This is a genomic window from uncultured Fibrobacter sp. (genome assembly GCF_937877005.1).
Lineage (GTDB): Bacteria > Fibrobacterota > Fibrobacteria > Fibrobacterales > Fibrobacteraceae > Fibrobacter.
This window is the reverse complement of record NZ_CALEFV010000196.1, coordinates 1-11,746: the sequence shown is the minus strand read 5'-3', so window position 1 is coordinate 11,746 and position 11,746 is coordinate 1. Positions and strand designations below refer to the sequence as shown.

Annotated in this window: 7 protein-coding genes; all 7 read left to right on the top strand. The window is 51.3% G+C overall.

Annotated features, from left to right (window positions below):
- Positions 1-145 precede the first annotated feature (145 nt).
- The 7 genes from purL to Q0628_RS09115 all read left to right on the top strand — a co-directional run bounded on the left by purL (position 146) and on the right by Q0628_RS09115 (position 11,559).
- On the top strand, positions 146-3,976 hold the full coding sequence (purL, locus tag Q0628_RS09145; RefSeq protein WP_298770316.1) for a phosphoribosylformylglycinamidine synthase: 3,831 nt from the start codon (positions 146-148) through the stop codon (positions 3,974-3,976).
- Positions 3,977-4,089: 113 nt separating this feature from the next.
- The gene (locus Q0628_RS09140; protein WP_298770314.1) at positions 4,090-6,156 is read left to right on the top strand and encodes a hypothetical protein; all 2,067 of its coding nucleotides are present in this window, start codon (positions 4,090-4,092) and stop codon (positions 6,154-6,156) included.
- 41 nt (positions 6,157-6,197) lie between these two features.
- Positions 6,198-6,650 carry a nucleoside-diphosphate kinase gene (gene ndk, locus Q0628_RS09135; RefSeq protein ID WP_163438727.1) on the top strand — a complete coding sequence of 151 codons (453 nt, stop codon included), beginning with the start codon at positions 6,198-6,200 and terminating at the stop codon, positions 6,648-6,650.
- Positions 6,651-6,687: 37 nt separating this feature from the next.
- Positions 6,688-7,533 carry a succinate dehydrogenase cytochrome b subunit gene (locus tag Q0628_RS09130; RefSeq protein ID WP_298770311.1) on the top strand — a complete coding sequence of 282 codons (846 nt, stop codon included), beginning with the start codon at positions 6,688-6,690 and terminating at the stop codon, positions 7,531-7,533.
- A gap of 17 nt (positions 7,534-7,550) precedes the next feature.
- Positions 7,551-9,464, top strand: coding sequence for a fumarate reductase/succinate dehydrogenase flavoprotein subunit (locus Q0628_RS09125; protein ID WP_072978799.1), 1,914 nt, complete (start codon positions 7,551-7,553; stop codon positions 9,462-9,464).
- Positions 9,464-10,240 (top strand): succinate dehydrogenase/fumarate reductase iron-sulfur subunit, encoded by a 777-nt coding sequence (locus Q0628_RS09120; RefSeq protein WP_014547104.1) that lies wholly within the window; start codon positions 9,464-9,466, stop codon positions 10,238-10,240. Before Q0628_RS09125 ends, Q0628_RS09120 begins: the two co-directional genes overlap by 1 nt.
- A gap of 350 nt (positions 10,241-10,590) precedes the next feature.
- Positions 10,591-11,559 (top strand): hypothetical protein, encoded by a 969-nt coding sequence (locus tag Q0628_RS09115; protein WP_298770309.1) that lies wholly within the window; start codon positions 10,591-10,593, stop codon positions 11,557-11,559.
- The last annotated feature ends 187 nt before the right edge of the window (positions 11,560-11,746 follow it).

Here is an 11,746-nt window from a genome sequence, read left to right as displayed (position 1 = left end):
CGACACAGCCACAAAAATCAAGACAACAAGAAGCAATAACTTTTTCATAATCAGCAACAAAACATTTCTATAAAAAATCTTCATCCATACTACCTCAAATGAAACAAATTTTATTATCAAACTCTATTTCAAGGAGAAAAACACCATGATTCTGCTTATCGGTGGCGATGCATATTCGCCGTTCCGTCTCGAATCGCTTAAAAACGCGATGATCAAAGCCGGAATCTGCAAAAAGCTTTCAATCGAGGCGAAATGGGTGTACGCCATGGAGCTTGCAGGCGAAAAGATCGACCCGAACGACCTTAAACGGGCTACGGAACTTCTCAATGCAGACGGCACTTGTCCAAAACTCCGCGAAAATGAAGTTTTCGTATTTCCTCGCAAAGGAACCATTTCGCCCTGGAGCTCAAAGGCTACCGATATTTTCAGAAATTGCGCTTTGAAGTCTGTCAAGCGTGTCGAGAGGGGTGTCAAATATTCTTTTTCGCTTCCTGTTTCGGGAGAAGCTCTTGACGCTTTGTACGACAAGATGACCGAGGGAGTATATAATGATGTTTCAGACCTTTTCAACATAGACGAGCCTCGCCCCGGCAGGTCGTTTGACGTGCTCGCGAAAGGCGTCGAGGCGATTCGCGAAGCAAATGACGAAATGGGTCTTGCCATCAGCGAAAAGGAAATGAACTATCTCGCTGAAAGTTTCATTAAGGCAGGTCGCAATCCGACCGATACCGAGCTTACCATGTTCGGGCAGGTGAACTCGGAACATTGCCGCCACAAGATTTTCGGCGCCGAATTCGTAATCGACGGGAAGAAGAAAAAACATTCTCTCTTCGAGATGATTAAAAATACGCACAAGAAGCGTCCTCAGGATACGCTTTCGGCGTACAAGGACAATTCTTCCGTCGTGGCCGGCTTCAAGACCGACGTTTTCGCGATAAATCCGGAAAACAACGTGTATTCCTTCAAAAAGGACTCGCTTGACCAGTTGATGAAGGTGGAAACTCACAATCATCCAACAGCCATTTCCCCGTATCCGGGCGCCGCTACCGGTGTCGGCGGAGAAATACGCGACGAATCCGCAACAGGCAGAGGGTCGCGCACGGTCGCGGGAATTTGCGGCTTTATGGTGTCAAACCTCCGTATCCCCGGCTTTCCTCAGCCTTGGGAGCGAGTCTATGCCGATTTCCCCAGGCGCTTAGCCACTCCGTTGCAGATTATGACGGAAGGCCCGATAGGAGGAGCCGCATTCGGCAATGAATTCGGACGTCCGCAGCTTTGCGGTTTCTTCCGCACTTACGAAGGAGAAGTCGCCGGAGAACTTCGCGGTTATCACAAGCCCATCATGCTCGCCGGCGGCATGGGCACCATCAGACGCAGTCAAGTGAAAAAAGCCGATGTCGAAGTCGGCGCACTGATCGTCCAGATAGGCGGGCCTGCCATGAGAATCGGGCTTGGCGGAGGAGCGGCTTCTTCCATGATGACAGGCACGAACTCAGAAGCGCTCGATTTCAATTCTGTGCAGCGCGGCAACGCTGAAATGCAGCGCCGTTGCCAGGGCGTCATCGACGCATGCAGTTATCTCGGCAAGGCAAACCCAATCGTTTCAATCCACGATATCGGAGCAGGCGGTCTTTCAAACGGTTGTCCGGAGCTTGTCGAAGCGACCGGCGGCAAATTCGAGCTTCGCAAAATCCACAACGAAGAGCCGTCGATGAACCCGATGGAGATCTGGTGTTGCGAATCGCAGGAGCGCTATGTTCTGGCGCTCAAGCCTTCGGCAAAACATTTCTTCGAACAGCTTTGCGCACGCGAGAGATGCCCTGTGGCGTTCATAGGAATAGCTACCGGCGACGGACAGCTCGTGCTTGACGATTCGCATTTCGGCGACAGCCCCATCGACATGGATATCAAGGTTCTTCTCGGCAAACCTCCAAGGATGAAAAGAGAAGTGTCCCGCGTGAAAAAGACGTTCGAGAAAGCGAATTTCGAAGGTGTAAAGCCGCTTGATGCGTTTACGAGGGTTCTTCATCTTCCGGCAGTCGCCGATAAGACGTTCCTCATTTCTATCGGCGACCGTAGCGTGACGGGTATGATTTGCCGCGACCAGATGGTTGGCCCGTGGCAGGTGCCTGTCGCCGACTGCGCCGTGACCAGCGCAACGCTCGACACGTACGAAGGTGAAGTCATGAGTATGGGCGAACGCGCCCCGGTTGCCTTGATTTCTCCGGCTGCCGCTGCCCGCATGACGGTGGCTGAATCCCTTACGAATATGGCTGCTGCTTGCGTGCCTGATATGGGCCGCGTAAACTTGTCCGCAAACTGGATGGCCACGCCGAACTACGAAGGCGACGGCGCCGACTTGTACGAAGCCGTAAAGTCTATTGGTATGGAACTCTGCCCGGAACTTGGCATCACGATTCCGGTGGGCAAGGACTCCATGAGCATGAGCACCGTATGGTCTGACGCTCAGGGTAGCCACCGCGTGACCGCTCCGATTTCGCTCGTTATCAGTGCCTTTGCTCCTTGCGCCGATGTGCGCAAGACGCTCACCCCGCAGCTGTTGCAGGATAAGGATTCTACGCTCGTTCTCGTGGACCTCGCTCGCGGCAAGAACCGCATGGGTGCTTCCATCGCTGCTCAGGTTTACAACAACCTCGGCGATAAGGCTCCGGATGTCGATTCCGCTAAGGAACTCCGTGCCTTCTTCGAGACCATCCAGAAGCTCAATGCGGCTGGCAAGATTATGGCCTACCACGACAAGAGCGATGGCGGCCTCTACACGACGCTTGCCGAAATGGCATTCGCAGGCCACGTGGGCGTGACGGTGAAGGCTGACGCCCTCAAGGGCAACCTCATCGACACTTTGTTCAACGAAGAATTGGGTGCCGTGCTGCAGGTGAAGAACGCCGACCTCGCTGCTGTGCGTGACGCATTTGCTGCTGCTGGTCTCGGCGATACCGTTTCTGAAATCGGTACGCTCAATGATTCTTACAACCTGGTCATCGGTGACTACGCCGAAGGCCTCTCGGATCTCCGCGCCATCTGGAGCGACACGACCCGCCGCATCGCGGCTCTCCGCGATAACCCGGATTGTGCCGAAAGCGAATACAAGCTCAAGCTGGAACAGGACAATCCGGGTATCACGCCGAAGGTCCCCTTCGACGTGGCGGCGTCCGCCAAGATTATCAAGGATTACGCAAGCCGCCCGAAGATGGCAATCCTCCGTGAACAGGGCGTCAACGGCGAGCTGGAAATGGCCGCCGCCTTCCAGAAGGCAGGCTTTGAATCCATCGACGTTCACATGACCGACATTCTCGAAGGCCGCGTAAGCCTCAAGGACTTCAACGGTCTCGTGGCTTGCGGTGGCTTCAGCTACGGTGACGTGCTCGGCGCCGGCGAAGGCTGGGCCAAGAGCATCCTCTTCAACCCGAAGGCCCGCGCCGAATTCGAGGCTTACTTCAACCGCAAGGACACCTTCACGCTCGGCGTCTGCAACGGCTGCCAGATGGTCTCTAACCTCAAGGACTTGATTCCTGGCGCTAAGCATTGGCCGCGCTTCGTGCAGAACCTCTCCGAACGCTTCGAGGCCCGCTTCTGCACGCTCAAGGTCGAAGACACTCCGGCCGTGCTCCTCAAGGGCATGGCAGGCTCCGTGCTCCCGATTGCGGTCGCACACGGCGAAGGCCGCGCGGAATTCGCTAGCCGGGAAGCCGCCGAAGCCTGCCTGAAGACCGGTCTTGTGGCGCTGCGTTACGTGGACGGCAAGCACGAATACACCGAACGCTACCCGCTGAACCCCAACGGCTCTCCGTTCGGCATCAACGGCCTCTGCTCCGAAGACGGCCGCGCCCTCGTGATGATGCCGCACCCCGAACGCGTGTTCCGTACCTGCCAGTACTCCTGGCACCCGGCAGAATGGGGTGAAGACGGCCCGTGGATGCAGCTGTTCCGCAACGGACGCATCTTCGTTGGCTAAGTTACTCGGTGCCCCTTTTAAGTCCCCAGTTGAATGCTGGGGATTTTTCATTTTTGCTATATTGCTTTGAAATTGTTGGTATGACTCGCCAAATCGATTTGATGAGGATGCGGATGAAAAAAATATGGTCTATTGCGCTCGCATTGGTGTCTTTGTGCATGTTGAGTGCTTGTAATGGAATAGGAGAAAAAGATTCTCTCCTCGCTCGCATAAATGATGAAAAGGTTTATCAGGAGGACCTGAGCCTTTTGACAAGTACGGAAGGCCCCATAAAGAGTGATACGGCTTGGTATCTGTTCCGTCATCTTTATTCCAAGGTTGCCCTGGTATCCCGAGCTTTGTCGGAATATCCTGAGTTGCGGGAGGAATGGGAAACATATTATAAAGATGTGGAACCTCTGATTTTACAGCTCGTATTTCAGAAATTCTATGCGACAGATCGTCTGATGTTCTCGGATGCTGAACTTGAAAATTTTTACAACCTGAATCGCCAGTTGTTTAAGAATGATTCTACGGGTAATTACATTGCTATTCGTCATGAAGTAGCAAAACATTATTTCGTTTTGAAGAATCGAGAAGCGTTTGATGCGTTCCTGAAGCAGAATTCGACAGGAAAGGATGTAGATACCACTGCCATGATGGATAGCTTTGTCGCACAGCACCTTCGCGAAATGCGGATGGAAATACAGAATAACATCCTGAAGGATCAGCATATCAGCGTTCTCGAGGCTCCTGCTTTAGATACGCTTGATTATTACAACCGGCATATGGATCTTTTCAAGACGGTTCCTGGATATGAGGTTTATCATGTTCAGGGGAAGGATTCTGTGTCTTTGTTGAATATTCTTCCTGAAAATGCAACACTTGATCAATTCAAACAAGTGGCATATCACAAAAGCCTGAACAAGTTGACAGCTGCGGATAGCGGTTATGTTGGCAAGGTTAAGAAGGATTTCGCCCTTCCATATGGGATAGGGATGGTGTCAAGACTTTCTGAAATACTTGAAGGGAAAAAAGAAGGTTTCGTGACGGAACCGGTTCGCTCGGATAATGGATCGGCTTATCATCGGTTCTTTTTGAAGTCGGCCATACCGGCAGAGATAAAGCCTTTTGATCGTGCGAAGTCTAGTGTCGTCGGAGTCTCGCAGAATGTGGAGTTTGACGAATATGCCTCTTCTGTGGGACTGATTTTCCAAAATGGAAAGACTTTGATGACCGAAGGTGATCTGAAACGGCGTTTTGCCCGAATGTCTAAAAATCCGCTGCTTTTGAAATGGCATGAAAATCTTGTTGACAAGTTTGCGCATCAATTCGCTTTTGCTTCTGCAGCTATAGAGGCAAAGCTTGACCACTCTTGGGAATTTAGGGCGCTTGTCCGTCAATTCCGCAGGGACTTTTTGACAGAACGCTATTATGAACGCGTTATGAAGATGGATGCTATTTCTGAAGATACATTGAAGGCTTGGTATGACAGAATTGGTTCTCCGATACATCAGGGATATTCCTTTGAGCAGGCGAAGGAAGACCTTCGTAAGGTGGTAGCATTCCCGATGAATCTTTATAGGCATGAATATATCATGTGCTATCGCATGATTTATGCGGGTAAGACTTTCGATGAAAGCGTTCCGCTCATTTATAATCGTAGAAGCGAAGAAGTGCAGCAATTGGTTCTGGAACGCTTGGCAACTGAAGCGTTTTATAAAGGAAAAGTCCACTATTATGGGGATGCGTATGTTTGCAAGCCGGATTTGCTTGCGGAAATACAGATTCCTCGAGCAGATTCGCTCTATAAGGCTGGAAAAGCGTATGATGCCCACCAGGTTTATCGTCGTGTCATGTACGCATACCCCGATAACGATAGTTTGTTTAAAAAGGTGGCCTATGAAATGGGCGTGGCGCTGGCGGAAGATGAAAATTTCCTGGATGCGGAAGGCGAATATTATGCCTACTACCGGATGTGGCCTGATTCTCCGAATGCTGAAAAGGCCATGTTCAGTCGCGGCTTTATGCTCAACGAAAACTTGGGCTGGAACGACAAGGCTCTCGAAGTGCTTGAAGAGTTCCTCCAGAAGTATCCGAATAGCGAACTCAAGGAATCTGCCCAGTGGCTTGTCGACAACATCAAGAGTGGCGGAAAACTCGCCGAAGACCTGATGAAGAAAATTGAGTCCGAAGAGTAATTATCTATATTTCACATACTTTCAAACAAAAGGTACCTACTATGGAAATGACATTTGCAATGATCAAGCCCAATGCCGTGAAATCCGGTCTCATGGGCCGCATTATCGACCGTTACATCGCTGCAGGCCTCTCCGTCTGCGCCGTGAAGATGCACCAGATGACCTCTGCCGATGCTCGCGGTTTCTACGCTGAACACGTGGAAAAGCCGTTCTTCCCGGAACTCGAAGCCTATATGACCAAGGGCCCGTCCGTGATGCTCGCCCTCGGCGGCGAAAATGCCATTGCCAAGGTTCGCGCTATCAACGGCGCCACCAATCCGGCTAAGGCGGAACCCGGTACCCTCCGCTACGATTTTGCCCCTTCCATGACCGAAAACGTCGTGCACAGCTCCGACAGTCCCGAATCCGCCAAGCGCGAACTGGACTTCTGGTTCAAGGAAGACGAACGCTACGCTTACGAAATGCCGAGCCTCAAGGCCTGCTGCGTCCTCTAAGTTTCAAAAATAACCCCCCTCAAGGAGACACAACTCAATGCAATGGATCGTCAAGTATCTTACCTCCTCTATCGGTAAGAAGCAGATCATGGGATGCACAGGCGCGTTCCTCGCCCTGTTCATCTTCGGCCACATGTGTGGTAACTTCCAGCTTCTGAATTTCGATCAGGCTGCGGCCCAGGCATCTTACAATGCCTACACCGAATTCCTGACCGGATTCAACCCGCTCCACTTCCCGATCAAGATGATTTATCTTGTTGAACTGGTGCTGGTGGCTGCTTTCGCTCTCCACATCTTCCTTGCTATCAAGCTGAAGATCGAGAACAAGAAGGCTCGCGGTGGCATCGACTACGAAGTCAACGCTCGCAAGGGCAAGAAGACTTTCGCAACCTTCACCATGATCTGGTCCGGTCTCTTCATTCTCGGCTTCCTCGTGCAGCACCTCATGATGCTCAAGTTCGGTGAACACTACCTGTACCTGAACGACAAGGGCGAAATCGTCCGCGACATGTGGCTCACCACCATCGAAATGTTTGCTAACCCGGCTTGGGCTGCATTCTACGTGGTCAGCATGTTCGTGATCGGTATGCACCTGTTCCACGCTATTTCTTCGGCCTTCCAGACCATGGGCATTGCTCACCAGAAGTGGACCCCGATTATCGACATCGCCGGTATCGCTTACAGCATTATCGTTGCCCTCGGTTTCGGCATCACCGCCGTTGCCGCCTTCTACCTCGCTAACCAGCCGGGTACCCAGGCCCTCATCGAAAAGTCCCGCAGCCTCCAGCCGCAGTACGAACAGATGAAGAAGGAAAAGGAAGCCGCCAAGACTTCTTTCGTGATTCCTTCTGTTGGCACCGTCGAAGTTTCTTTTAACGCTTAATTTTAAGGAGCCCACTAATGATTCTTGATTCTAAAATCCCCGGTGGTTCCATCGAAGAAAAGTGGACCAAGCACAAGTTCGAACTCAAGCTGGTGAACCCCGCCAACAAGCGTAAGTTCACGGTAATCGTGGTTGGTACTGGCCTTGCCGGTGCATCCGCTGCCGCTTCCCTCGCCGAACTTGGTTACAATGTCAAGTCTTTCTGCATCCAGGATAGCCCCCGTCGCGCACACTCCATTGCTGCCCAGGGTGGTATCAACGCTGCCAAGAACTACAAGAACGACGGCGACTCCGTTTACCGTCTGTTCTACGATACCGTGAAGGGCGGTGACTTCCGCGCTCGCGAAGCCAACGTGCACCGCTTGGCCGAAAACTCGAACCTCATCATCGACCAGTGCGTCGCCCAGGGTGTTCCGTTCGGTCGTGAATACGGTGGCCTCCTCGACAACCGCTCTTTCGGTGGTACGCAGGTTTCCCGTACGTTCTACGCCCGCGGTCAGACGGGTCAGCAGCTCTTGCTCGGTGCCTACCAGGCACTTATGCGCCAGGTTGCCGCCGGTAAGGTGAAGATGTTCCCCCGCCGCGAAATGATGGACCTCGTCGTGATCGACGGCAAGGCCCGCGGTATCATCGTCCGTAACCTCATCACTGGCGAACTCGAAAGCCACGTGGGTGACGCTGTCTGCCTTTGCACCGGCGGTTACGGTAACGTCTACTACCTTTCTACCAACGCCCAGGGTTCTAACGTGACGGCTGCTTTCCGTGCCTACAAGCGCGGCGCCCTGTTCGCTAACCCCTGCTACACGCAGATTCACCCGACTTGCATTCCTCGCCACGGCGACCTGCAGTCGAAGCTCACTCTGATGAGCGAATCTCTCCGTAACGACGGCCGTATTTGGGTTCCGCGCAAGGCTGGCGACACTCGCAGCCCGGACCAGATCCCCGAAGAAGATCGTTACTACTACCTCGAAGAAAAGTACCCGAGCTTTGGTAACCTGGTGCCCCGTGACGTGGCATCCCGTAACGCCAAGCAGGTCTGCGACGCAGGTCTCGGCGTGGGTAACACCAAGCAGGCCGTGTACCTCGACTTCGCCGACGCTATCCAGCGCATGGGCGTTGCCGGTGTCTCTGCCAAGTACGGCAACCTCTTCCAGATGTACGAAAAGATTACCGACGAAGACCCGTACAAGGTCCCGATGCGTATCTTCCCGGCCATCCACTATACCATGGGCGGCCTCTGGGTGGACTACGATCTGATGTCCACGATTCCGGGCTGCTTCGTTCTCGGTGAAGCCAACTTCTCCGACCACGGTGCAAACCGCCTCGGCGCTTCTGCTCTTATGCAGGGCCTCTCCGACGGTTACTTCGTCATTCCGTTCACCATCGGCGGCTACTTCGCGGGCACCAAGCTCGAGAAGGTTTCCGAATCCGATGCCGCGTTCGAAGACTGCAAGAAGCAGACCGAAGAACGCATCCACAAGCTCCTCTCCATCAAGGGTCACCGCACAGTCAACGATATCCATCGTGAACTCGGTAACATCATGTGGGAATACGTGGGCATGGCCCGTAACGAGGCCGGCCTGAAGACCGCCCTCGAGAAGATTCCGGCCCTCCGTGCCGAATTCTGGGAAAACGTCAACGTGCTCGGTTCCGAAGGTTCCTTCAACCAGAACCTGGAACGTGCCGGTCGTGTGGCTGACTTCCTCGAATTCGCCGAAGTCCTCACTCTCGACGCCCTGCACCGCAAGGAATCTTGCGGCGGCCACTTCCGCGAAGAAAGCCAGACTCCGGAAGGCGAAGCCAAGCGCGACGACGAGAACTTCTGCTACGTGGGTGCCTGGGAGTACAAGGGCGACGGTGTCGCACCGGAACTTTCCAAGGAACCTCTTACCTTTGATAACGTCCACCTCGCTACTAGGAGCTACAAATAATGAGCGGACTGAATTTGACTTTGAAGATTTGGCGTCAGAAGGATGCCAAGACCAAGGGACAGTTCGAAACTGTCAAGATCAACGATGTTTCTCCGGACATGTCCTTCCTGGAAATGCTGGACATCGTGAACGAAGAACAGATGAAGCAGGGCAAGGAAGGCTTCGCCTTCGACCACGACTGCCGCGAAGGTATTTGTGGCATGTGCTCTCTCGTCATCAACGGTATGCCGCACGGCCCCGACCATGCGACCACCACTTGCCAGCTTCACATGCGCAAGTTCAAGGATGGCGACACCATCGTGATCGAACCGTGGCGCGCCGCCGCATTCCCGGTTATCCGTGACTGCGCCGTGGACCGTACCGCATTCGACCGCATCATCCAGGCTGGCGGTTTTGTTTCTGTGAACACCGGTGCCGCTCCTGAAGCTTCCACGATTCCCGTGCCCAAGGCTGATGCCGACCGCGCCTTCGACGCTGCCGCCTGTATCGGTTGCGGTGCTTGCGTGGCCGCCTGTAAGAACGCATCCGCTATGTTGTTCGTATCTGCCAAGGTTTCTCACCTCAGCTTCTTGCCCCAGGGCAAGGTCGAGGCGAAGAAGCGCGTGCTCGCCATGGTCGCCCAGATGGACAAGGAAGGCTTCGGCAACTGCACGAACCTTTACGAATGCCAGGCCGCCTGCCCGAAGGGTATCACCGTGGATTACATCGCCAAGATGAACCGCGAATACCTCGGCGCTACCGTGACCTACGCCGAAAAGGTGTACGGGAAAGACTAGCAAGCCGAGCGTCGCGAGCAAGCTCGCTTGCTCATGACCGAGGCGCCGCGAGTCTGCGCTTAAGCCCGCAGGGCGCAAGCGCAACGATTAATATCCGGCATTGTCATCCTGGAGGGGCGTAGCCCCGATAGGATCCAAAGCATTAAGAGAGAACTGTCCCAAAGGCAGTTCTCTTTTTATGTTGGGGGTGAAGAATCGCTTACTTTTGATTGATTTATGATCAATAATGTCTGTTCGGTAAAAAAAGATTATATTTAAATTATGAATTTGTCGGTTGTAATGGGTATACAAATTTTTAAGGGTACATATTAATGATTTGTCCAAAATGCAATCGAAAATATGAAGACGATATGCCCCGTTGTCTGTGGTGTGACGCTTTGAATCCGAATTACGGTAAGGCCCCGTCATTGCAGAAGAAAAAAAAGAATGTTAAAAAAAGAGAAATTTTTGATGATGAATCTTTTGAAGACGGAACAATCTTTAAATTAGAAACCGACAAGTTTGTTATAAACGTTATGGCGATCCTCTATATGGTAAGCCTTATGATATTGGGCGTAGTAGCATGGTGTATGATAGAAGAGAAAGGCTTTCTGTGGTTCTTTTTCGTGCCGATGGAACTTTTTTTGGCGTTCTTTGTTTATCTTTTCTCAAAGAAAGTTTTGAAGGTAAAATGGTTCAAAGATAAATTTGTATTAGTTACACGCTATGGGGAAAAGGAATTCTTGTTGGGTAAACAGGCGATCTATAAGTCTGAAATAACGAATTTTGGAGATCATTACCTAATTTTCAAAAAAGGATGGCAAACATTTCGACTAGATGAAAGTGACTACCCAAAGGTTGTGAAAAAGATAATCAAAAATCAAAGTGAATTAACTGAAAAAAACATAAAATGTGATGAAAAAGGAGACGAACAAGTCATTTATTATCCGATGGCAACTTCTGGAGGAAAACCTCTAATCTTTGTAGAATTTTTTTGTTCGCTAATTTTATTAATTCTAATTTTTTTGAAAATTCCTGAAAGAGGAGGATATTCTCCGGCAATATGTTTTCTGATTGCATCATTTGGCTTTTTTCGTGCTTATAGTCATTCCCTGACGGTCCTTGAGATAAAGTGGCTTAAGGACAAGTTTATTCTTTGTACTCTTTATGGAGAAAAGATTTTTTTATTTGATAAAACGACCCCATATAAAGTGGAAAAAGGCAAAAATGGAATTGTTCGGCTGGTTTTCAAAAAAGGCATTCAATCATTTGTAGTGAATGAACTTGATTTTCCTGAAGCTGCAAAAAAAATGAAGATGCTTTTTAATGTAGACAAATGATGGAGGTCTGTTCTTTTACCTTGTAATGTGGCAGGGATCTGAAGAGAAAAAATGGGTGTCATATTTGGTATTGCTATAAGAAAAATGTATAGAAAAAAAGCAAAGCCTTCTGACAAGGAGGATTGCGCAACTTGCACGAACCTTTACGAATGCCAGGCCGCCTGCCCGAAGGGTATCACCGTGGATT

Coding starts and splice junctions, on each gene's coding strand:
- purL (WP_298770316.1), top strand. CDS start 146: ATGATTCTGCTTATCGGTGGCGATGCATATTCGCCGTTCCGTCTCGAA.
- Q0628_RS09140 (WP_298770314.1), top strand. CDS start 4,090: ATGAAAAAAATATGGTCTATTGCGCTCGCATTGGTGTCTTTGTGCATG.
- ndk (WP_163438727.1), top strand. CDS start 6,198: ATGGAAATGACATTTGCAATGATCAAGCCCAATGCCGTGAAATCCGGT.
- Q0628_RS09130 (WP_298770311.1), top strand. CDS start 6,688: ATGCAATGGATCGTCAAGTATCTTACCTCCTCTATCGGTAAGAAGCAG.
- Q0628_RS09125 (WP_072978799.1), top strand. CDS start 7,551: ATGATTCTTGATTCTAAAATCCCCGGTGGTTCCATCGAAGAAAAGTGG.
- Q0628_RS09120 (WP_014547104.1), top strand. CDS start 9,464: ATGAGCGGACTGAATTTGACTTTGAAGATTTGGCGTCAGAAGGATGCC.
- Q0628_RS09115 (WP_298770309.1), top strand. CDS start 10,591: ATGCCCCGTTGTCTGTGGTGTGACGCTTTGAATCCGAATTACGGTAAG.